This window comes from Methylobacterium komagatae (genome assembly GCF_042661665.1).
GTDB classification, from domain to species: domain Bacteria; phylum Pseudomonadota; class Alphaproteobacteria; order Rhizobiales; family Beijerinckiaceae; genus Methylobacterium; species Methylobacterium komagatae.
In genome coordinates this window covers 1,016,966-1,041,125 of record NZ_JBHSWN010000001.1, presented here as the reverse complement: position 1 = coordinate 1,041,125, position 24,160 = coordinate 1,016,966, and the positions used below count along the sequence as shown (strand labels likewise).

Sequence of the window (24,160 nt, the reverse complement as noted above, 5' to 3'; positions counted from 1 at the left end):
ATCCGAAACGGCATAGCCTGTTTGATCGAAAAGGGATGTTGGGACGGGCTATCGAAATCGGCCCGGAGGGACCGCCAGTTTGTGAGCACCCGCGGGGGTGCTCACAAACTGGGGAATTGAGCCATCGAGCTTGCGAGCCAGGATCGTCGGAGCCTGGGTCTCCTTCTGGGCCTTCTGGAGATCGTCATTTTGGGGGTGTCTCGGCCCATCCAGACCCTGATTTGGGGGCCGAGAATGCCCGTCGGGTGGCCTCGATCGAGCTTTTGAAGGGCTGGATCGGCTATGAGGCACCGATTCCAACTTGGTTGCGCGAGATCGCCGGCCGTCGTTGGGGTGATCCTGGCATTTTACGGTTTGCATGAGACCGCAAAATGCAGGTCCGAAACCAGGAATATTCCTGGCTGAGGCAGCCCAATTTCGGGGCTGAGAGCCCGCCTGCTGAGGTACCTTGGGCACTTCCCGAACGCCGTTTTCGGCAGCCCTAAGTGGCGGCCATTTGGGCTGCTTTAGCCAGAAACGGTGGGTGCCATTGCAGGTGTGTGAGCCTTGGTTTTGGGGTTTGTGCAGCCCGAAAAAATAGAAACCCGCTCATCGAACGAGAAAAATCAAAAAACGTTTTAAGTCAATGACATAGAAGGGTGGCTAATTTATCAAAAAATCCTGCCCAAAGTGGCCCTGCGTCGGGGCTGCCATTATCCGATCGCGAAAATTGCGCGGACCGTTTCCGAGGTGGGCTGCTAATTTGCGCTACCAAAATTAGCGAACTCCATCTGCGGAGTGGGCTGCTAATATGCGGATGAAAATTTCGCCGCCGATGCCGTGTGTGGCCAGTCAGGTGACATGAATTTTGGCAGCCCACACGTTGGGCGTACCTATGGGAATGGGTGGCCAATTCAAAAACTTCAAATTGGCCACCCACCTTGGAACCCGGATCTGACTGAGGCCGGCGGTAGCCTTCGGAGGGCTGCCAATTTCGCTGGGATAATCTTGATCTCCGCAGACGCGGGGCCGGACTACCAGGGCTGCTAATTATCTATGAAATATCCCCTTCGGAGCACTTCCAAAAAATTCGGACACATGAGGGGTTCGGCCTAATAGACGCCGACTTCGAGACAGGGGGGATCGTCCGAGGCAGACGTATTTGGGGGGCAGCACGAGCGTCCCGCCCTGGCGATGCTGCGGCGTGATCGCGTGGGAGGATCGCGATCGTCGAACGATCCTAGAGCATGGCACTGCTACCGTTCAGGTGGCTGAACAGACTTTGCTCGCGCTCGCTCAAGCCGCGAAGTAGGCGAAGATGCTGCTTGATGCGATGAGTCGATCACGACCGAGCCCGGGCGGAAAAATTCTGCCCAAGCAGCGTCCAAGCTGGCTTGAAAGCTCAGACTTTAGAGAGCTTTGCCAGGTGGAGACGTGCAGCATTTGTGTGGCCAGCGGCCGATGGTGGCCTTTTTCCGCGGGTTTGGCAGATCACAGGATAGGTGGTCGACATAGTCGGTGCGTTAGCCGTGAACGTAACGGTATATGTCACGAATTGTTAGTAGCGAGCCAATCCGAGTAGCCATGATCTTGTCACGCATTAAATCACGAAATGACCAAAATCGGGGTTAGCGTTTGGTCACGAAATGAGTCACAGTTCGGCGGCGGTTTCTTCCTTTCTGGTAGAGAAGCAGGTTGGCGTGTTGGACACAGGAGAACGCTTCCGCCTCGATGATGCGACGAAGGACAGGCTAGAAAGCCTTCGTTGCGAGATGGAATCGGCATATGCGCGCCATCTCAACGAGCGCCTCAAGCCTGTATGTGAGCGATACAAGCGAGCGGTTGCTAATCGGTCCGGCATGAGAGACTTACCTGCTCGGAACCCTACAGCATCACCTTCGCGTTGCCCGAGCGAGTACTCTCTCAGATTTAATGCGAAAATTGCGAATTACTTGGAGCGGCACCGGTGGCCGTTCGTAATCGCTTATCATAGGCAGGCTTATCAGGAGTATGGCCTCACGGGCTTATTGTGGTTTATGCGCAGCATGCCACGAGGCATGAGGCCCCAAAAGCTATCTGCCGTAATCCTACTGATGATCACACGTCAGGATGATCTGACGCCCGGTGCGACTATGCACTGGATCCGTCGATTGTACGGTGAAGGTCTGTTGGTTGAGCCCACGACGAAGCGGCCGGGGCGCAAAGCAATTGGACCAACAGCGATGACACCCGCAGAGCGGCAACGTCGGCGTCGAGCACGATTGCGGGAGACGTCGAACATCCCGCCGATGGGTCTGGACCAACGGTCGGTATAAGCCCTGGATCATGTATGGCTGTCAGGATGTGCGGCGCAGATCGCTCATGTTCCTGGAGGTACCGCTAAACGGCACGGCGCGTTATACCCGAAGCTTAAAAATTGCCTGATCTGTTGCGGCGCTGGCCTTGACGGGTATCGTTGCATGTAGATACTTGTGAATATATCATCGGTACATTGGCGCAGCAGAGCCGAAGAGCGTGACAAATCCGGTCTTGGTTGCGCAAGTAGCAGAAAAGCCACGCTGGTTGCGTGACTTGCGGCGCTTTCTACCGCTTAAGCCACAGTTCGTCGTATCCGGCAACGTACGGGATCATCAGCTGTGGGAAGTGACATCGGGGGCGCCTGTCCCTGTCTCGCTCGCGGCGGCGCTACGGAGCGAACTGCGGGAAGCGGGCTTCGTCGTTGTGCTCTACTTCGACCCCGTAAACGGCTTTCGCCCTCTGCTGGCGCCGGGAGAGGAACTCCAAACTGCTTTGAGCGCAATGGCGGCGCTGGGCCTGCAACCGGATGCGCAGGGACAAGCACCCGCCGGGATCGAACTGCTCGCGACGACAGTCGCGCGGATCGCGGCCAGATCCGGTGAACCGATCGCTCTCCTAATCGACTTCGCGTCGAGACTGATCATTCGCAACGACGCCCTGAACGCCGCAGAGCATCAAGCCTTCATGCAGGCGCTCGTCGCCTCCCACGTCGCGCGCTCCCGGCCCATTGGAACGCCGCCGCGCCCGTTCTTCAACTCCGTTATTTGGGTCGTCGATAAGGAAGGCGACCTGCCGGATTGGTTTTTGATCGACAATCCCCGGATCAGGCACATCCCGGTCGGCAAACCAGACAATCTCGCGCGCGGTGTTCTCGCCCGGGTCCTGCTGAGAAGCCTCGCTGGCCCTGCCGATGCGCGCGACGACGAGAAGGAGTCCGCCGTAGATGCGTTCGTCGATGGCACGGACGGAATGCTGTTGGTCGACATGTCCGCCATCGCGCAACTCGCCCGAAGCGAAGGCATTGGCCTGGCGGCAATCGGCGACGCCGTTCGGCGTTACAAGGTGGGGGTGAGCGAAGATCCCTGGCGAGGGATTGATCGCACGAAAGTTCGAAACGGCACGGCAACGCTCCAGGCGCGCGTCAAAGGCCAGGACCATGCCGTCACGCACATGCTCGATATCGTCAAGCGCGCGGTCACTGGTGTGGGAGCACCCCGGCGCGGTAGCCGCCCTCGCGGCGTGACCTTCCTCGCTGGCCCGACCGGTGTAGGCAAGACTGAACTCGCGAAGGCGCTCACGAGCCTGCTTTTCGGCGACGAGACAGCGTATATCCGCTTCGACATGTCGGAGTTCTCAGCGGAGCACTCCGACCAGCGCCTGATCGGGGCGCCACCGGGTTATGTTGGCTACGACGTCGGCGGCGAACTCACGAACGCGATCCGCGAAAGACCGTTCTCGGTTGTGCTTTTCGATGAAATCGAGAAGGCGCATCCGCGCATCCTCGACAAGTTCTTGCAGGTGCTGGACGACGGGGTGCTCACCAGCGGCCGCGGCGATCGGGTCTATTTCTCCGAGGCGTTCATCATCTTCACGTCGAACCTCGGCATCTATCGCCTGGAAGCCGATGGATCTCGTGTGGCAAACGTCACGGCCGAGGACGCCTTCTTCGACGTCCAGTCGAAGGTGCGTGCGGAGATCGATCGCCATTTCAAGCTCGTTCTGAATCGCCCCGAGATCCTGAACAGGATCGGCGACAATGTTTTGGTCTTCGACTTCATCAGACCGGAGATCGCCGAATTGATTTTCGAAGGTCAAGTCGATGATGTGCTTCGCGGAATCGCTGCGGATCAGGGCATCGCTGTCACCATCACCAACGATGCCCGCGCTGCCCTGAGGCAAGCGTGTCTGTCCGATCTGTCCAATGGCGGCCGTGGCATCCGCAACAAGGTCGAAAGCGGGTTGATCAGCCCGCTTGCCCGGGCCCTGTTCGACCGCGATGCCGCGCCTGGCGACGCCTTCAGCGTCACCGCGCTTCATGTGCACTCCGAGGGCGGGACGGTCATTGAGCCACCCGATCCGGGGTGCCGAGCTGATGACTGTCCTGGCGCTCTCCCGCATCCATTTTCCCATCACGACGCTCGGCCCCGGTCAGCGCGTCGGCGTCTGGTTTCAGGGATGCTCGATCCGGTGCCCCGGCTGCGTGTCGATGGATACCTGGGCGGTCGGCAAGGGTATGACGACGGTTGCCGAGGTGCTGGATGCGCTCGCACCAGCCGTGTCGTTGGCCGATGGTCTCACGGTATCGGGCGGCGAACCGTTCGAGCAGCCCGAAGCGCTCGCCACGCTCCTGCGCGGCTGGAACCGGCTCGGCGGCGGGAATGTCCTCGTTTATTCCGGGCGCGCCTTCGAGGACTTAAAGCCCGAGCTATCCAAACTCGGCGGCCTGATCGATGCCATCATTGCGGACCCGTTCGTGCGCGATGCCCCACAAACGCTCGCCCTTCGTGGCAGCGACAACCAACGTCTCGTGCCACTCACCGCGCGGGGCGTGGAACTCTTCTCGGCCTATGAGGCCCCCTTGCCTGTCGGAGCGCGCGCCCTCGACGTGCTTTTCGACGACGACACCGGCGACGCGTTCATGGTCGGCATTCCGCGACCGGGCGATATGGTGAAGCTTGCTGCGGCGCTGAAAGCCGCCGGTCATTCGGCGGCGACGACAGAGGACGTGCGGTGACCGATACGACCAACGATCTCCCGGTGATCGTCCGCGTCTGCCCCTCTTGTGGCAGTGAGCGCTCTCCGTCGGAAATCACCTGCGGGAATTGCGACTACTACATCGGCGATGAAGAATTGCGCGCCGCCGGCAGTTCGCAGCCACATCAGTCCGTCGATCCTCCGCCCTCGGAACCGCGACCTGTCGAGCCGACGCCTTGCTGCGTCAACGGTCACCCGGTGGAGCCCGGGGACCAAATGTGCATGGTCTGCGGCGGCGAGATCGCGGAGGGCCATCCCGTCGACCCAGGACCTGCCCCGCACCCTGATCGACCCGCAGAGGAAGGAGACGCCCCCGCCTTCGAGGGCTTTCGAGATATCCGTCGAGCGGTGGCGGGGACCGCAACAGGTCCCTGGGATGTCTACGACGCCGTGCGGGAAGCCGATGGCCGTCCGGCCCGGATCGTCCACTACCACGCGGGGAGCGAGCCCGACCCCGCCGTACACGAGGCCCTGCGGCGCCTTCCCACCGACCACGTCCCGGAGCTTCTCGCGACAGGGCGCATCGCCGGGCGCACCTTCGAGGCGGTCGAACCCATGCCTAACGGCTCGCTCGACGCCGCGGGATGGTTGGAGCCGGAAAGGCTGCGCACCGCCATCGATGAGCTTGGTCGGGCTCTGCACTCTTTCAGCGAAGCAGGATTACGGCATCGCGATCTGCGGCCGGCGACCGTGCTTATCCGCGATTCCGAAAGCTTCGATCTCGTCGTTACGGGATGGGGCTCGGCACGGCTGTCGGACTTCGATCTGGAACAGGTCGCGCCGCTCGAATTGTCCCGCTACTCCGCCCCCGAGGCCATTGTCGGCGCGGTGAGCGCCGCGTCGGATTGGTGGTCGCTGGGGATGATCGTCCTGGAACAGGCGACGCGCGGGGCGTGCTTCGCCGGGACCGAAGACCTCGCATTCCGACTGCATGTCGTCACGCGCGGAATTTCACTGCCCGATACAATCGACGGTGAGATTAGGACGCTCCTTCGTGGATTGCTCGTCCGCGACCCGAACCGACGCTGGGGAGGCCGGGAGGTCAGTGCGTGGCTCAATGGGGCCGCGCCCTCACCGCCCTTGCCGGGCCCGCCTGAAACCGATGAGCGGGCGGGGCCTGCCATGCGTCTTGCTGGTCGGAGTTTCACCGACCCGGCGACGTTCGCGCTCGCGGCGGCCGAAGCCGGCCATTGGGACGAAGCGGCGACGCTGACGGCCAACGGGACCACGGCGACGTGGCTGGCGGAGCGCAAGGAGGATGCGCGCATCCTCTCGCTGGTCAGGAGTGCTTCGACGGCCGACGGCCTCGACACGGATCTTCGGCACGCGATCGCCATGATGGCCATGAACCCCGCGCTGCCGTTGTCGGTCCGGGGCGAGATCGTCACCCCCGCCTGGCTGATGGCGCATCCCGAGCAGGGCTATGCCCTGGTGACCGGCGATGCGCCGAGACACCTGGAACGGCTCGGGCGCGAGGCATGGCTACCACGCCTCAAGGCCCGTGCGACCGCCGTCCGGGAGCGCGCCCAACGTCTCGAGGTCGAACTCGACGAAGATCGGGCTCGCGTCGCGCTGCTTGCGACGTCGCGGGCCAATCTGGATGCTGAGCGCGAGGCGAGGCGCCTCCTGTTCCCCGACACGGACCATGCCGGCCTTGCCATGCTCGTCGAGCGGTCCCGGCTTAGCGATGAGGACGTGATCATCCTCATCAGCGCGGCTCTCCATCAATTCGTGCCGATGGAGGCGCTGATCAACGCAACGCGAACGGCCGCTGCTTCGGCTGGCGTACCGACGGATGAGGCCGCACTGCGCACAACGCTTGCTGCCTCTCGGCGCGAGATCTTCACGGCGGTCGATGCGCGCATCGCCAATTTCGCCCGCTGCGGCAATCCCGCGATCGACGAGTGGGCCGATGCTTATCGAGTCGAACGCAGGATGCCGCTGGCGCGGGCGGCGACCCTGCTGGCAGTGTCCGAAGACCAGTGGAAGGAGCCCCCGCGGCAGCAATACGTCGCCAAACTGATGGACGTCTTCGAGAAGCGGCTCTCCGCCACGGTGGGCCGGGGTCCACTCGTCCGCTTCGTGCTGGGTAAGACCACGCCGAGGCTCGACCTGATGGAACTCGGATCGGGCTCGCGCCCGGCCGAGGCGCTGCTGAACCAGATCCTGGCTCGGGGCGAAGCCGCGACGCCGATCGATCCCGACGCTCTGACAGCGGATCAGAACATCGCGTACCGCCTTCGTCACCTGGTCAATTACGCCCAGACCTTCGTTCGCGATACGGGCATCGACGGACGGTATCTTGGCTTCCCAATACTGCACGCCCGCGACATGCGTCCCGGACGGTCCAACACCAAGCCGCGCATCGCGCCCATTCTGCTGTGGCCGGTGTCGATCGATCTGCCGAGCGGTGCGGGTCAGACGGCAAGTCTGGCCTTTGACCGTGGGCGAGAGGAGGTGCGGCTCAATCCAGCGCTCGAAGGGCTCCTCGGCAAAGAGGCCTTCGCGCAATGGCGTTCGGCAGCCGAAGACCTCTTGAAGCGGCCCGCTCTGCGGCTTGGCGAGGCGATGGATGGGTTTGGCCATCTCGCTGAACCACAGGGACACACCCTCGCCCGCTTGCCGGGCAAGGATGCGGTTCCTGCGGTGCCCATGGCGTTGTGTCCGTCGGCGGTGCTGTTCAACGCCGAGTTTGCCGGTCAATCGCTCGTTGAGGATCTCCGCCAGTTGCGCGCCCAGCCCGTGGCCGGGACGGCGCTCGATCCCGCTCTCAGGGTTTCCGGCACGCCCGCAGCTCCTCAACCGGAGCTCGTGCCGGAACGTGACCGCTTCGGCACGGCGGAAGGCGACCCGTCGCAGGACGCGGCGGTTCTCGCATCGCGGCTGGCGCCCGGCCTCCTCGTCGAGGGACCGCCCGGAACCGGCAAGAGCCAGACGATCGTCAACATCCTGGCCGACGTCATCGGGCGTGGTGAGACCGCTCTGGTCGTCTGCCAGAAGCAAGCGGCGCTTAAGGTGGTGCAAAAGCGGATGGATGCGGAGGGGCTCGGAGAGCGCCTTTTCATGGTCAACGATATCAACCGCGACCGCGAGGGCATCTTCCGTGCGCTACGCGATCAGGTTGCGGCCCTCGGTGCCGGCGATGCCGAAGCGCTTGCTGCCCTGCGGAAACAGAGGGATGCCAAGGCGGCACGCATCGAGGTCAATGAAAAGGATCTCAACCGCGGACACGAGACCCTCCACATCGTGGATGACGCGGCGGGCCTGACCTACCGCCAGATGCTAGGCGAGCTTCTCGCGATCGAAGAAGACGGTCTCGCGATCGATGCTCCTCAACTGCGCCGTATACTAGCGAACGTCGGAGCCGACGCCGTGGCGCGTCTCGAAGAGGAATGTGGGCCCCACGCGTCTCTGTGGCTCGCGTCGGCCTTCGAGGGCAGCGCGCTGGCAGCGTTGAAGGCGTTCCCGGTTGATCACGCGACGGTCACGGAATTCCAGGCGGCCCTGGCCAGTTTCGGTGTGGCGGAGGAAGCCCGCGAAGCCCTGCTCGCCGATTTGCCTCCCTCCTTCGAGATCGAGGATCCCGCACCCCATCGAGCCTGGCTCGAGACCGGGGCTCGGCATTTGGCGGCCATGACCGACGAACGCCGTGAGCGGCTTCGTGCGTGGTTTCCGCTGTTCAAGAGCAAGACGGGAAACGAGACGCCCGGCAACCGCATCGCCCGCGATCTTGCGGCCCTCGCCTCCGACTTGCAGAATGCAGCGCCGGCCCAAGCAGAAGGCAAGCTCTTCGAGCCGGTGGCCGCGCTCTCCGATCAGGACTTGCAGGTCCGATCTGCCGAAGCACGAGAGGCGACGGCTCCGGTCGGGTTCTTCGGCAGGCTGAATCCGCGTCGGCGACGCCTCAGGAAGTCCTGCCGCGATTACTTGATCGGTCTTGGACAGGCGGGCGACGAGTCCGGCCTCTCGGCTCTCGCGGCGGCGACGGCGCGGGAAGGCATAGTCAGGCCGCTGCGCAAGCGCCTCGACAGCCTGCGCGCGACCCTCGGACTGGCGCCAGCCTCGACACCGGCACCGTTGCAATCCCTGCGGGAGGAGACAATAGCCATCGCGTCGTCTCTCAGAGAAGCTGCGAAGGACTCCGAGGCAGCCTTGTCCTGCCCGCGACGCGCAGACGCCGAGCACGTGATCGAGTCCGCCTCCGGTTCGGCCCTTCATGCTCTGGCAATCGGCTACCAGTCCGCCTTCCGACGCCATGCCGCCCGCGAGGCGAGCCTCAAAGCCCTGGAGCCGTTGGCAGCGTCGTTCAGTGACGAACTGACAACACGCTGTATCAATGCCATCCGTCGGGGCGGCCCCATGCCGCAAACGGTGCAAGCGGTCATGGCGGCCCTGCCGACGCTGTCGGCCTTCCAGCGATTCCGGGCGCGGGCGGCGTCGCTCGACGCGGAAAGCCTCGCCGCGTTTTCCGCTCTTCGGCCGCACGCAGATGCGTTGAATCGCGCCCTGGCCGGAGCACTCGACGAAGTGGTCCGAGCAACCCTTCGGCGCGAGGCTCTGCTCGGTTGGAAAACCCGCATCGAGACGGAGCATCCGGAACTCTCGGTCGACATGGCCGAGACGGCGCGCAAGGTTGCCAACTTGGCGCGGCTCGACACGGAGATGCGGGATCTGAACCGAAAGGTGCTGGCTCACGGCATCGATCCGGCTTCGATCGGCCGCCAAGCCGATTGGAATGTCGTCACGGCTCTACGGGGTCCGCGCCCGATGAGCCTTCGGGGCGCCTTCGAGAAGGGGGAAGCCCTCGGACTCATGCGCCTGCGGCCGGTTTGGCTCATGGGGCCCGATGTGGCGAGCCGCCTCCTTCCCCTGAAGCCCGGTATTTTCGACCTCGTGATTTTCGATGAGGCGTCGCAAATCCCCGTCGAGCAGGCCGTACCTGCCCTCTTCCGCGGGCGAAGGGTCGTCGTCGCTGGCGACGAGAAGCAGATGCCGCCGAGCGCCTTTTTCTCTGGAAGAGCGGAGGAGGAGGACGACGACGAGATCGACGAGCAGCCCGATGAAGCGGCCACCGAGGCCGAACGCTCGGCGCTCGAAGATGCCTGGAACAAGAAAGACGTCACCGCGTGCCCGGACCTCCTGCAGCTTGCGCGAGGATGCCTGCCGGCCACCACATTGCAGATCCACTACAGATCGACCTACCGCGAGCTCATCGGCTTCTCGAACGGTGCCTTCTACGGCAACCGCCTCAGCGTTCCCGCCCGGCACCCCGACGAGGAGATCCGTCGCGGCAAGCCGATCGAGGTACTCCGGGTCGACGGCGTCTATGACGCGCAGACGAACCCGGAGGAGGCGGACCGCCTAGTCGAGCTTTTGGCTAACGTTTGGTCAGCTCCCTTTGCGGAGAGGCCGAGCATCGGCATCGTGACCTTCAATAAGAAGCAGGCCGACCTCGTCACCGACAAGATCGAGGAGCGCGCCGGGGCGGACCCGACTTTCCTCGCTGCGCTGAAGGCCGAACGCGAACGGAATCAGGGCGGCGAAGACATGGGCTTCTTCGTCAAGAACGTCGAGAACGTCCAAGGCGACGAGCGCGATTGGATCGTCTTCAGCACCACGTTCGGCCGTGACCGTCGGGGAGCCTTCCGCCGGTTCTTCGGCGTCCTCGGCCAGACGGGTGGCGAGCGACGGCTCAACGTCGCGGTCACGCGCGCCCGGGAGAAGATCGTCGTCGTGACCTCGATGCCGTTCAGCGAAATCTCGGACTGGCACGCAGCCGGGCGCGTGCCGCACAAGCCCCGCGACTTTCTTCAAGCTTATCTCGATTATGCGGCGAAGATGGCGTCTGGAGACGTCGCCGCCGCGCGGGCGCTCCAAACGCGCCTTGCGCCGGGCCAGGGTAAGATCAAGATCGGCGCTGTCCAGCACGACGGCTTGGCTCAGGCGGTCGGACGCTACATCCGTGAACTCGGCTACGAGCCGGTGCCGTCCGCGGACGAAACCGACGTCTTCGGGTTGGACTATGCGATCGTCGATCCACGGACGGGCCTTTTCGGCCTCGGGATCGAATGCGACTCTCCGCGCCACCGTCTCCTCCAAAAGGCGAGAGCCCGCGAAGTCTGGCGGCCCAAGGTGCTGGGCCGCGCCGTGCCGCGCACGCACCGCGTCTCATCGAGCGCTTGGTACAGCCGGCCGGAAGCTGAGCGGGCAAGGCTTCGGGAGGCTCTTGCGACAGCCATTGTGAGGGAGGCGGCGGAATGAGCGGTCCCAAGGTCGTCAGGGTCGTGACCCGAGAGGAATTGGAAGCGACCTGCCAGCGCTGGCTTTTACTCGTAGGTGAGTCCGCCGCCGACCTACTCCGCAACGCAACTCGCTTCGGACTGGCAAGCTCCGCCCTTGAGACGCAGCTAGCGACGCGACGGGCTGCCCTCAAAGCATTGTTTCACTCGGAACAATGGGTCGATCTTCAGAAGGACGCAGCCCAAGCGATCGAACATTTCCGCTTCGAGGGCGAACGTCTGAGAAGCGAAGCGGTCGCCGCCGAAGCGGCCCAACGCTCGCGGCAGCGGCGAACGCTCGATGCGGCCCGTTCGATCGCGGCCTCGTTGGCCAAGGCCGGGCAACCGGTGCCGGTCGCCCTCACCGCTGCAATCGAGGGCGCGATGACGGCCACCGGCACTGACTTGGATGCCATGCAGCGTACCGTGGAGAGCAGCATCGCCACGCTGGTACAAGGCCAGCCGAAGACGCAATCCTCCGGCCAGAGCGACCTCGCAGCCCGGCTCAATGCTGGCGGTCCTATCCCGACTTTTGCTCAATGGCTCGAGGAGAATGCGCGACCTGACCCTCAGGCGGAACGGCTCGACGGGTTGCTCTCGGAGTTGAGCACGTGTGCGACACTTGTCGACATCACCGATCTGACTGCGCGGGCACTCTCGATTTCCGCCGAGCCTTCGGCGGACCGACGTGCCCTCCTGACAGACTCGCTCGTTCTTGAGGCTGCACGGCGCCTGCGAGACGAACGCGCCATCGAAGCTGCCACCGCTAAAGCGATGCAAGTCCGCGCTGAGTTGGCTGCACTGTCTTCCGAAAGGGGGCGTGCATGCAGCATTCAACTCGATGCCGCGATCACCGACAGAAATGTCTCAGAGATGCGGGCGCGCATCACTGATGGGGAGACAATGCTCGATGAAGGGCTTCGCCAGGCCTCTGCTGTAGCGCGGCGGCGGGCTGTGCTCGGGGGGCTGGCATCGCTCGGCTACGAGGTTCGGGAAGGAATGGAAGCGGCTTGGGCGAAGGAGGGGCGCATTGTCGTACGGCGCCCCGGCACTGACGATTACGGTGTCGAACTCGCGGCTCCTGCCGATGCATCGCGCATGCAGGCCCGGTTAGTCGGCTCAGACCAGCCGTCCAGTCCGCGAAATGCCATGCGCGACAAAGATCAGGAAACAATCTGGTGCGGGCAATTTGACCAGCTTCGTTCGGTCCTGGCGGATCGTGGCGGTCATGTCGAGATTGAACGCGCCCTTCCCGCAGGCGAGCAGGCCGTCAAGACGATCAGTCTTCCAAGCGCATCGCCATCGGCCGAGGCCAAAATTGCGAGACCGCAAACTCGCGCGCTTCCCCGAAGCTGATGTGAATGATATTAATTTTAAAATGCCCAGTTTTTTCGTAAACCATGTCTTATTATAATGCGGAGCTATTGTTTTGTTCGATACGGCAAATTAGATCCGCATAGTGCGTATAACACTATTATGAAAATTGGGCGATACTGCCTAAATCGCCGCTCGAATTCCACATTACTACTCTACCAAAATCCAGATCGTGGCCAACTCGTGTTTGAGTAGGGCCTGCGGTAGCCACCGCAGAATCTTTGACCGCCATTCAGGTTACCAAAGCTCGATCCGGGCAAAAGATCGATTTCGTCACGTCCATCACTGGACGGTACGCTCCCGATCTGGAAGTAGTGACGGAACTAAATACAATCTCAACGAGTGCGGCATGTGGCGTCGGAAAGTCGGAGCGCGGGCGATGACGGCCACGTCTTTTGACGCTGCGGGCGGCCGTCCGCAAAGCCGCTCTGGACGGTTGGTTGGCGAGGAGATCGCTTTCGTGGTTCTCCCCAAAAGTTCGGCAAGGCGACTCCATGGCGCGTTAATGCCTGCGAGCTTTGCCGCAATGTTCCTGCTTCTCGGGCCGGCTTTGGCCTACGATGACAGTGACTGCGCCCGGCAAGAGACTGTTCCAGTCAGTGTCGACGAAGACTTCGGCAATTGGTCCGAGATGGACGCCGCACGAAAACGGGCCCTCGATCGGACGAACCAACTCGCTATCAGCCAAGTCGTTGGCGTCGAGGTAAAGTCGTCCCGCGAGAACCGTGCGGAAATCGTGAACAGCGATGCCGAACAGCGCTTCAAACAACTTGAACAGACGAACCTCGCTGGCTTCGTTCGAGTGAAGATTCTGGAGGAAAACCGGAAGACCACGGAAGCGGGCGGCTCTCTCTCAATTAAGTCCGAGGTTACCGTCTGCGTGCCGAAGTCGCAGACGGTCCGGAAAGAAGAGCAAGAGCGCGCCGCCCGGCAACAGCGGCCCGCTAAGCCCGTCGATCCCACGACCGTTGCTTGGTTCGATCCCGTCACTGGCCAGCCGCGAGTTTGGTACTGGCGAGAAGGCTCGAACTATGAATTTTTCGATAACTCCGGCTTCCATCCGCGGACCGGCGACAAGCTCCTGATCGTCGACCGGAAGGTCGTGACCGACTGGCGTCAAAGCGTCGAGCGGGGGAAACGCGAAGCCGTCGAGCGGGTGCAAAGAGAGGCCGTCCAGCGGGAGGCCGAGGCGCAACGGCAAGCGAAGATAGCCCGGGCCGGTGAGCTGTGTGATCAGTCTGCCGCGGGGCCTTATGACCCTGATCGGCCCAAGACCACGTCCGGCGTGGCTTGGGAGGTCCTGCGGAGCGCGGGTGGGTCAGCGGTCGAGGCCTGCGAGATGGCTGCCCGGCAGTACCCGGAGGAGCGCCGCTACCGCTACCAGCTGGCCCGGGCCTATCAAGCGTCGGAGCCCAGGAAAGCCTTGCCGCTGCTGCAGGTCCTGATGCGACAGAACTATCGCGCAGCCTACGACAATTACGGCTGGGCGCTTCTCGACACCCGGGTGGGCCGTAACGATCTGGCCGGCGCCCTTGCGAGCTTCCGGCAGGGCGCCAATTTGGGCGATCCGGATGCCATGGTCAGCTTGGCGACGATGATCTCGAAGGGTCGTGTCGAGGGGGTGGGGCAGGAGGAAGCCTATCGCCTCTTCAAACGGGCCGCGGGGCTAGGTCATCGCGAGGCCTCGGAGGCGGTGGACCGCCTGATGGAGGGCCAAAGGCAGGCCGAGCAGCAGCGGCTTCAGAATGAGCAGGCGGCTCGCGCCTTCATGGGACTCGTAGGTGGTGCCCTCGGGGGCATCGGTCGACGCTGAGCAAGGAAGAGTGAGATGAACGCTAAGCGTCTTGGTTCCTTCGGCGCGACTGCCGCACTGTGCCTCGGTGTCAGTGCGGCGGCCCTGGCCCAAACGAGCGCGCCCGGCGGTGACGCCGAGGCGACTGCGGCCCTCAACGGTGGAGCGCACCCGGCGGCGGGAGCGCAGCCTCCGTCGGTCGAACAATGCTGGGCCGACTGGAAGGCGAAGGAGAAGCTGGAGGACGGCAAGAACGAGAAGAAGAACGGATACTTTGTGTACGTTGCCCATGAGCAGGCCCCGGTGGACGAACCGGTGGGATCGCGCAATTGGCTCGTCGGCCGGAATGCCGCCTTCAGCTATGCCGAGATCAATGCCCGGAAGTCCCTGGCGGAGGCCATGCGCGCGACGATGCGATCGAGCCGGTCAGCGGCGGTCAGGACCTTTGGTGGGGATGATGCGCCGCCGTCCCTGCGGCCGGTCGTCGAACAGCTCTCTATCGTCGACAAGTCGCTGGTCCTCACGGACAAGGCTCTCGACGCAGAGATCAAGAAGTTCGATCCCAAATGGTCAGGTGGGACCGAGGCGCAGAAGCGTGCGGCGATCGCCACCGAGCAATTGCGGATCAACCAAAGCATCGAACGCAGTGCCGAGATGTTCGCCTCCGGCGCCTTCACGGTCGTCCAGTGCGAGGGGCCGAGCCAAGAGGATAGCGGGAAGTACCACGTGCTCACCGGTCTAATCTGGACGCCGAAGCTCGCCGGTGTCGCGGAGACGATCTGGAATCCGACCCTGAAAATTCAGCCGGAATCGCCACAGGCACCCGTCCGACAGCAGTTCGAGGCGATCAAGGCCGCAAACCCGGATTGGCTGGCCTACACGATGGGGGCACGCGTCTTCACGGACGAGAACGGCGAGCGGGTCGTCGTCGGATTCGGCGTGGCGCCTCAAACCAGCCTGATGCCCGCCGACCGCAGCCGTGCGCACTTGGCGGCCATGGCGGCGATCCAGCGGTTCGTCAGCGAAAGGGTGCTGGCCAAGACGAAATCTGTGGAGGCATACGAGAAGCGCGGGATGAGCGACGGCTCGACCCAGAGCTTTAACCTCGACACCTTCAACGACGAGGTCAAAGCTCAAGCCGCCGACCTGCAGTTGAAAGGGGCCACCGAAATCCTTTCGTGGCGCGGTGAACATCCCTGGTCCAAGGCAAAGATGCAGGTCGTGGCCGTGGCATGGAGTCAGCGCTGGGCGGCCGATGCCAATGCGGTCGGGCGGGCCATGGGGGCGGCCGAGCAACGCATGATGCAGCAGGGAGGCTTACCGAAGGCGCCTGCGACAACTGAGGGAACAAGCGGAGGTGCACCTATGGCAGCACCAGTGAGGGCGGGAGCAGGCGTCTCTTCATCTGATTTTTAGTCGCTGAGCAGACTGACTCACGCGCGCACTCGGATGTAGCCGTAGGCATGCTTTTTACGCGCGTAAATGCGGCACTGTTTGACCCTTTGCGGACCTCGCGCATCGAACACTTGAAAGACTGCTTCGCATCCGGAAGCAGAATCTATCCACGGTCAAGGGAACTTGACGGGCCGTCGGCTGGCGGAGCGTGATCACGCCTTTGAACCGGTCAATTGCTCGACTTGGATGAAGTGCCCCGAAGCCAATCTCGCAGGTAACCCCTGAAGGCGACCGTCCTCGGGGCGTAGTGGACGAGGTGCAGAAGCTGACGACAGCGGGCACTCCAGGCATCCCCGAACGTGGACGATAAACGTCACCGCCGTTCACAGAGCCCTTGCCGTAACCTCTACCTTGCCCTCCCTTATGGTCGCGTCGTCCGATCTGGTTAAGCCGAGCCCCGCTGCGACCACTGCGCATGCTGCGATCGCGTTCTGGGTAGGGAGAGGGCCCGCGATGGAAGTGCGGCGCGGCGGCGACCCGGCCCGATCCGGCCCCGACCGCTCAGGCCGGTGCGCGACCGCTCACGTCGTCGGCCAGAGGGCCGGGTCGTAGCGGCTAAGCGCCTGCGGCCTGTAAGCGGTCATGCCGCGGAGCGTGGGTACGCCGGCGGCCCCGATCCGTGCTTTCACGCTCGGGTCGGCGAGCGTGGCGCAGACGAGCCAGGGATTGACGTGCCACTTTTCGCGGGTGCCCTCGCGGAAGAAGCTCCAAGGGAAACGCTCGTCGTGCTGGAGCGCGAAGGCATGGTCGGGGCCGACTTTCGGCAGCTTCGCCGGACTGATGAGAAGGCCGGTGCAGTCCGGTAGGCTTGTCGCTTCGGAGACCATCCAGTCAAGCGCAAGTTCGGACAGCCGCGGATCGTCGCCGTAGCCGCCCCCGACATCGGCGTGCACGCCCGAGAACCAGCACTGCTTGACGCGGCCCGCCGCGACGTCGGCCTCCGTGACCTCCCATATCTCCGGTGCGAAGGTCGCACGGTTCTCGTCGATCGAGAGCGCTTGGCGGGCGTGGGGGACACGGCCGTCCAGCGTAGCGTCGTGGAAAGCGTGACGCCACCACACGAGCCCGCTTGACCCCGGCACCCCGAGCGCCCGCACCGTGTCCCAAACGCCGATGAAGTGCGGCACAATATCGGCCGCATTGGTCCTAGCCCGGAATGTGGCACCGCGCTCCCGCCGCTCCGCCTTCTTCGCCTCACTGTCCCCATAGGTCTTGTAGACGTTCTCCACGGCCTCCTCGACTAGCGCCTTTCGGCGCTTGCGGGCGGTCCTTTCCTTCCCGGTGACGCCGCGTGGCACGCCGCATAGCTTCAGCACCCCGCCGAGGCTGCGGACCGTGTAGGCTCCGCGTGAAAAGCCGAAAAGGTATATCTTGTCGCCTTCCTCGTAGGTCTCGAGCAGGAAGTTGTAGCAGTCCTTGATGTTGCGCGAGATGCCGAGGCCGGTCGCTTGGCTGACGAGGTTGTAGGCCCAGCGCGTCCAATTCGCGTCCGGGGCCCCCAAGCCGGCATCGTAGGAGCAGACTTGTTGCGGCTCGAAGCCTTCGCAGGCCTTGAAGAGCTTCCAAACGTTCGTGTTGTCTTTCTTGCGGGCGGAGCCGCCCTGGCCCGTCCCGTCCGAGAAGATGCAGATATTCTTCGGCATGGCTCCGGCGCGCTCCACAACCGCTGATCACTAAATCGACGCCAACAACCCCGCAAGGCGAAGCATTCGCTTGCCCGTCGACGAAAGTTCCGCTTGGCTCGGTTCCCGGCGGCGAAGAGGCGCCATCATAGCCTGGAAACTGCTCTCTCGCGAAAAGGGCGAGCTAGAGGGCGCGCTATGGAGACAAAGCTTGACGGATTCCCGCTTGGCCTGCCTAAACTTCGTGCCATCACCGCCTAGGCAGCGGGTCACAATCCGCCCTCTAGCGTTTGGGGCCCCTTAAGCCAGAAATACCAATTTCTATATAATTTTACTGACATAAGTTACCACACATCACTGAGTATCTCTCAGCTTTAGAAATATAACATTAAAATTTAAAATTATACCCGGGACATATTCTAATTTTGTAAGATTTTTCTCTCTGTAGACCAGATCGAATGCAGTCCAGGTCCAACAAATAAATCTTGCACGACTCTCCCTCACGGGTCAAAAAGAGATGACGTAGCCATTTATTCAGGAGAAGCGACATGCCAGCTCCGGATCCGTCCATTACTAGCGTGCAGATAGGTCGTGAGCCTAACAAGTCCGTTGTTAATTGGCTACTGTTTGGGCAGGAGCTAAATGAGGTCTACTTGCTTCTGGATTTCATATCAGGCCGACCGGATAAGCATCTCAGCGATCTCAAAGATAAGATTCCAAAAACTGACACAAATAGCGGTGCAGCTCAGATGATGTCACAAGATGATGTCATAGAGTATATATCAAAACTCCGATACCCTCCGGAGGGAAGCGCTGCCCAAACTAGTAAGGATGCCGCTCTTGTCCTTTTGGTCAAAGATGCACTAAATTCAATTGCTTATCCTGCCAGAGGAATGACAATCGCCTATACAACATTATTTACGAATACAGGACGCTATTCTTCAGCTAGCCGGCAGGAACTCGCAAGCCTCGCCTACCCAACCTTGGTCGGCCATGCGAGGTGGTTCCGACGCATCAACCATGTGATGGTTTCGCTAGCGCTCGCCATTACGGTGATCGCGGCAACCTTGTTGTGGCAGGTCACATATGGGGTCCAACTGACAGCTCGCTTCGAAGAGACCAAACGGAACGATACTGCAAGCGCAGCCAGAGTTTTTGACCAAATAAATTCATTGAAGGTAAGCGGAGGCACCCTTCCATCGTATAATATCAATGAAATATGTAACATTCGTCGAACCGGACATGCGGGCGGCGAAAAATATAGGGACCAACAACAGAAGGGCGATGTTGGTGAGAACGGGACGAATGGCACTAATCCGCCCGCAATAAGCTCTTCTTCGATTGCGTTGAGAGAAACATCAGCGATTCAACAGGCGTGCGCTGATTACGCATTTAGACATGCGCAGCTTTGTGTGACCGTAGCTGATTTTGGAGCGTATGCCGGGTCGACCATGTTCAAGGCAATAGGGAGATTGCTGCCCGTTCATGAGCCTGAACATGCGGAAGAGTGTGATGTTTACTTCAAGCGAGAAGGTTCGGTTCAAACTGAAGCGTCCCTAGGAGACGCCGGGATTGCTGGAGCCACCTCGTTTATGGGTTCTGCCCCTGGCCCGAAACCAGAACAAACTATGGCGTTGGTCGTGCAATCAAGCACTCCGCAGAATCAGCGTGTTGAACGAAGAGGCAGGCAAGAGGACGCAATCTCTATTGCAGGCGTCTTGTCTGTGACCTCAAACTATCTTCTTCCAATACTGTTCGGTCTTTCCGGATCGATAGTCGCTGTTATCAGGAGCATTCAAAACAAAATCAACGAAAACGTTCTAGTACCTCGCGATCGGGCTCTGACGATGATCCGCCTTCCGTTAGGGATGGTCGCGGGTGTCTGTGTCGGGTTATTCCTTAGTCCCGATGATGTGTCTAAGAACGCTGCAGGGCTCGGCGGCTTCACCCTTTCAGCATCCGGCATAGCCTTTTTAGCAGGCTACGGGGCCGAGGCGTTTTTTCGGACGTTGGATGCGATCGTTGAGCGTATTTTTGCGTTGGACGACACTGCAAAACGCAAAATTTGAGTTACAGCGGCAACCCCGAACGTGCCTCGACACCCACGGGGCAAGCTCTTATGTTAATGCGACCTACTGGATAATCTTGTTTCAATAACGTGGTCACGCGCGTGTGACGTCGTGTGCACCGTTAGCGGTCGCTTACGCGCCCCTCCGCTGCATGAACGAAGCGGGTAACTGCTCCAGGACCGCCTCTAGAGCGGCATCCGATCATGTTGGATCATAAGCGTCGTAGCCTGCTGCGGCGAGGTAGCGACGGCATTCGGCTGGCGTGAAGCGTCGGAAGGCCCGTTGGATGGTATCCCAGAGGTCGCTGATCGTGCGAGCGGCCTCGGCACGGAGAATGGCCTTGAGCTTGGCGAAGGCGAGTTCGATGGGGTTGAAGTCGGGGGAGTACGCCGGCAGGTACAGCAGCCTCGCCCCCGCCGCCTCGATGCGCTCGCGGATACCGCTGACCTTGTGAGCGGGCAGATTGTCGAGCACGACCGTGTCACCGGGCCTGAGGGCTGGGACGAGGGTTTGTTCGACGTAGTCGCGGAAGCGTGCGCCCGTCATCGGCCCGTCGAAGAGGGCGGTGGCCATCAGGCCGCTGGTGCGGAGGCCGGCGGTGACGGTGATGGTCTTCTAATGCCCGAACGGGACCGCGACCCGACAGCGTTGTCCGCGTGGAGCCCGTCCATAACGACGGGCCATCTTGGTGTTGGTGGCGGTCTCGTCGAGGAATACGAGGCTGTCCGGGTCGAGATCGAGCTGGCGCTCGAACCAAGACAGGCGCGCGGCCTTCACGTCCTCTCGTTCCTGCTCGGCGGCGTGGCCAGTGTTTTTTGCGCGTGATGCCGTGGCGTTTGAAGAAGCGGGACAGGCTGCTGACCCCCACCCGCAAACCCTGTTCGGCCAGACGGTCGCGCAACTCACGCAGGAACAGCCCAGGCTGGGCTTCGTAGGTCTGCCGGATCAGGTCGGCTTGCGCCTCGATAGTATGCGAGCGTTGATCGCCACCCATCGGCTTGGCTTGTGTCCGACCCTCCAGCACGAAGGCCCCGTGCCAGCGCACGGCGCTGGCCGGGCTGACCTCGAAGCGCCGTGCCGCTTCCCGGCGCGAGGCTCCCGCCTCGATCGCGGCCACGACGCGCTCGCGCAGATCCACAGACAGCGCAGAAGCCATCGGCTCTCCTCCTCGGAAAGCCAACCATCGAATCACAACCCTGTCCCAGTGAAAACCCCAGACGATTCAACCCGGTCGGTGCCTGCTCTAGCATGCGGCTGTGGCGCATGTTGGCACCGGTCAGCCTTTGGATGCCCTTCGCGTCGGCGAGGACTGGCGCTTCGTCCTTGGCTTGCCCTGATCGGTCGGGTTACGTCTTGTCGCCCCTCCCCTCTTTTTTGCGGCGATCGAGGCGCTGCCGAGGGAAGTTCGACCGAAGTCGATCCTGTTCTGGCGGCCGAGCTGGTCGAGAAGCGCGTGTTGCAGGCGGTCTTACATTCCGGCCCTTTGCCAATCCTGTAGACGCCGCCAGTATATTATTCGCGAGCCAAAGCCCATCTGCCCGGGGAGCAACTCCCAAGGTGTGCCCGAGCGTAGCACGAAGAGGATTCTTGTCAGCGCGGTGCGCTCGGATAGTCTAGTGCACTGACTCAGACGGTTAGTTTAGGGGATCGGCCGACGGCGGCGAGGATGTCGGCGGCGGGTTTGGTCCAGACAAAGGGTTTGGCGCGCCGGTTGTGCTCGGCGATGCAGCGTTTGATGGCCGCCTGCAGATCGACGACGCCTGTGAAGGAGCCGCGTCGCAGCCGACGACGGGTCAGCGCTGTGAAGAAGCCCTCGATCGCGTTGAGCCACGAGGCCCAGGTCGGGGTGAAGTGGAACGTCCAGCGCGGATGCCGGTCCAGCCAGGCGCGCACCTTCGGATGCTTGTGGGTGGCGACGTTGTCGAGGATCGCGTGGATTGCCTTCCCGGACGGGACGGCGGCCTCGATGGTGTTCAGGAACCGGATGAACTCGCTGTTCCGGTGGCGCTGTATACAGCGGCCGAGCACGGTGCCGGCCAGAACGTCGAGGGCGGCAAACAGCGTCGTGGTGCCGTGACGGGTATAGTCGTGGGTCTGGGCGGCGGGATGGCCGGGAGCGAGCGGACGGTCGGGGCGGGTCCGCTCCAGTGCCTGGATCTGGCTCTTCTCATCAATGGACAACACTACCGCGTGGGCGGGCGGGGCCATGTAGAGGCCGACGACATCCTCGACTTTGGCGGCGAAGGCGGGGTCGCGCGAGCGCTTGAACGTGCGCAGCCAATGCGGCTGGAGGCGGTGGGCGTCCCAGATCCGCTGTACGGCCCGCAACGAGATCCCAACCTCGCGGGCCACGGCCCGGCCGGTCCAGTGGGTGACCTCGCCTGGCGGCTCCGAGCAGGTCAGCGCCAGGACCTCGGCCACCGTCTCGGTTGAACAGGGCGGCGTGCCGGGCGGACGCGTCTTGTCGCGCAGTTGACCTTCGACACCCGCCTCGGCGTAGCGCCGCTGCCAGCGCCACACGGCCGGGCGACGTTCCTGGACGCTCAAGGGCTCGGCCGAGAGCAGGATGATGCGGGCGCGCTGGGTATGTTTGAGCGGGCGGGAGCGGTCGCTGGCGGTCGCAACCCGCCGGGCCGCGTCTGTTGCATCGAGGAGCACACACACACCTGCTGAGCCATGGCCCAGCCTCGCGCGTCTCAACGACTGCGTGAATCCTCCGTCGGCGTCACTGCACTAGGCCGACCGCCGTTCGGCTTGGCTCGTTAAGGCAGAAGCAGCAGTGCGATTTTGGCCCATTAGCCATTGGGATGGGGCGGTCCCGACATCTCACCTCGGCACAATAAACCCAGTTTTGTTAGCGGTACCCGTTTGGATTCGATGGCCGCATATCCATTAGAAAGCTGTATCTACCGGCTAGCTCAAGCCTTCGTAAGCTTATGTGTATCATAAATACAACGTGCGGGATATATTGGGACGGAATATCAAAAAATTTTGGATCACACACTTTGAAAGATTGTCAGTGTCCCGTCCACATGATTCCATCGCATGAGTTTGATCATCGATTCCTGCGGGGGAGATGATATGAAAACTTCCTCGTGGTTCCTTGGATGCGCGACTAGACCTTTTTGCACTCCAACTCGTTGGATCCAATGTCTGGGTCAAGCGTGTCCGATACGACACCTTCTAGCGTCGATTCTAACGCTTATTTCTGCGTCCTGTAATACCTTCGACAATAGGCGTGGCCTCAAGCCTATCATCGATGCGAATTCAGTGCAGGCGGCGTCAGCGAACACTCACCTTGTCGTTGCGGCGCTTTCGACGGATGCGGGTTTCCTGCCTGGAGAACCCGTTGACTATTACCTCGTTGCGCTAGCCGGTTTCAACTATGTCGACGATCAATGCCGCCAGTATTTTGATGAGCTTTTTTCATAAACAGAGGGCGTGAGCAGGCCAAATCCGGTCTAGCTGCTGTAGGTCAGACTACCGCTGCCGTTCTCGGTGTAACAGGCGCTTCCGCGACCAGCTTGGCTGTTGTCGCTCAGGCATTCGGGTTTGGCATCAGCGCCACGGATGTGATCGCCGGCACATATCTGTACAGCCTTCCGCCTGCAACTACGCAAGGGTTTGTGCAAAAGCTGCAGTCGGCTTTCAGGGACGGCGCCGCTCAAAGACGGACGGCCATCAATTCTGCCCCAGCAGCATACTATGTCATCCAACGATACCTCGAACTTTGCTTGCCGCCACGGATTGAGGCTGAGATCACGAAGCAGATCAGTGCCGCCGGTGCCGTTGACGTAAGACGCGGCAACGGGGCTCTGTTTTCACTCGAAACAGTCAGCGTACCGTCGCGATATCTCTATCCTGGAGGTCCCCTCGGTGCCGGACCTCAATCGATCTACCTCAATCGAGATTCGACGACCAATTCATCCCCGGAACGCCGGCGTTATCCAGCATTACACGATCTTCAGAGGGGCGGTTATGGTACGGGGTCGATGTCCTCTCTCCGCCGCCTTGCGCGACGTATCGAAAAGCCGAATTCTACAGATGAATCCGCGTTGTCAGGCTTTTCTATTTTATATGCAGGAAATGATTTCAATCGTACCAAGCAAATTCCTATGGAGAAAGCGCTTCTTTCGCTCTGTATCACCGCGAAGGAGATTAAAAATCCAGCGCCGGCAATCCAGGATCACATCGACATTTACCACGAATATATAGGATCGACCGATACAACCGGAAAGCTCAACGATACAGATATCAGAAATCTTCTCGAAGAGAAACCTTGTGAAGCGCCTCATAAGAATTTTTATGAGAAATCACTCTTCCCCGACGGCATGCTCACTGGTCAGACCATAAAATTTCTTGAAAAGGCACTTCCCGGCAATCGGCTCGAGGGGCCACCAGATCTCGCGATGATTCGTTCGCAGATCAGCTTTGTGAGAGCTGTCCCAGCCGTCTCCGCCCGTCTTAAGAGACGTCGCGGTAACTTATTTGATCAGATTACGCCAGATTTAATATCCGCTCTAGAAAGTTTATGAGAAT

Annotated in this window: 10 protein-coding genes and 3 pseudogenes; 8 read left to right on the top strand and 5 right to left on the bottom strand. The window is 61.6% G+C overall.

What is annotated here, in order from left to right; genetic code table 11:
• Positions 1-2,892 precede the first annotated feature (2,892 nt).
• On the bottom strand, positions 2,893-3,447 hold the full coding sequence (locus ACFQE0_RS05060) for a hypothetical protein (protein WP_378967679.1): 555 nt from the start codon (positions 3,445-3,447) through the stop codon (positions 2,893-2,895).
• Between ACFQE0_RS05060 and ACFQE0_RS05055 the strand changes: the two are divergent.
• The 6 genes and pseudogenes from ACFQE0_RS05055 to ACFQE0_RS05030 all read left to right on the top strand — a co-directional run.
• Positions 3,448-4,014: pseudogene (locus ACFQE0_RS05055) on the top strand (AAA family ATPase); the annotation flags it as partial.
• A gap of 259 nt (positions 4,015-4,273) precedes the next feature.
• Positions 4,274-5,011 carry a 4Fe-4S single cluster domain-containing protein gene (locus tag ACFQE0_RS05050; protein ID WP_378967678.1) on the top strand — a complete coding sequence of 246 codons (738 nt, stop codon included), beginning with the start codon at positions 4,274-4,276 and terminating at the stop codon, positions 5,009-5,011.
• Positions 5,012-5,379: 368 nt separating this feature from the next.
• Complete coding sequence (locus tag ACFQE0_RS05045; RefSeq protein WP_378967676.1) at positions 5,380-11,292, top strand: AAA domain-containing protein; 5,913 nt, start codon at positions 5,380-5,382, stop codon at positions 11,290-11,292.
• On the top strand, positions 11,289-12,665 hold the full coding sequence (locus ACFQE0_RS05040; protein ID WP_378967674.1) for a hypothetical protein: 1,377 nt from the start codon (positions 11,289-11,291) through the stop codon (positions 12,663-12,665). Before ACFQE0_RS05045 ends, ACFQE0_RS05040 begins: the two co-directional genes overlap by 4 nt.
• A gap of 397 nt (positions 12,666-13,062) precedes the next feature.
• Entirely contained in the window at positions 13,063-14,496 is a 1,434-nt protein-coding gene (locus ACFQE0_RS05035; protein ID WP_378967672.1) for a tetratricopeptide repeat protein, read from the top strand.
• 15 nt (positions 14,497-14,511) lie between these two features.
• Complete coding sequence (locus tag ACFQE0_RS05030) at positions 14,512-15,891, top strand: catalase family protein (RefSeq protein WP_378967670.1); 1,380 nt, start codon at positions 14,512-14,514, stop codon at positions 15,889-15,891.
• Positions 15,892-16,451: 560 nt separating this feature from the next.
• On the opposite strand, the gene ACFQE0_RS05025 is transcribed toward ACFQE0_RS05030, so the two are convergent.
• Positions 16,452-17,573, bottom strand: coding sequence for a DUF2235 domain-containing protein (locus ACFQE0_RS05025; protein WP_378967667.1), 1,122 nt, complete (start codon positions 17,571-17,573; stop codon positions 16,452-16,454).
• A gap of 527 nt (positions 17,574-18,100) precedes the next feature.
• On the opposite strand from ACFQE0_RS05025, the gene ACFQE0_RS05020 reads away from it, so the two are divergent.
• Positions 18,101-19,621, top strand: a complete 1,521-nt coding sequence (locus ACFQE0_RS05020) for a hypothetical protein (RefSeq protein ID WP_378967665.1) — start codon at positions 18,101-18,103, stop codon at positions 19,619-19,621.
• A 201-nt stretch (positions 19,622-19,822) separates the two neighbouring features.
• Here ACFQE0_RS05020 and ACFQE0_RS05015 read toward each other — a convergent pair.
• The 3 genes and pseudogenes from ACFQE0_RS05015 to ACFQE0_RS05005 form a co-directional block, all read right to left on the bottom strand.
• Positions 19,823-20,777 (bottom strand): annotated as a pseudogene (locus ACFQE0_RS05015) (IS630 family transposase).
• Positions 20,778-20,862: 85 nt separating this feature from the next.
• Positions 20,863-21,236: pseudogene (locus tag ACFQE0_RS05010) on the bottom strand (transposase); the annotation flags it as partial.
• Between the two features lie 11 nt (positions 21,237-21,247).
• Positions 21,248-22,306, bottom strand: coding sequence for an IS630 family transposase (locus tag ACFQE0_RS05005; protein ID WP_378975281.1), 1,059 nt, complete (start codon positions 22,304-22,306; stop codon positions 21,248-21,250).
• Positions 22,307-23,145: 839 nt separating this feature from the next.
• Between ACFQE0_RS05005 and ACFQE0_RS05000 the strand changes: the two genes are divergently transcribed.
• The gene (locus ACFQE0_RS05000; RefSeq protein WP_378967663.1) at positions 23,146-24,156 is read left to right on the top strand and encodes a hypothetical protein; all 1,011 of its coding nucleotides are present in this window, start codon (positions 23,146-23,148) and stop codon (positions 24,154-24,156) included.
• Positions 24,157-24,160: the final 4 nt, after the last annotated feature.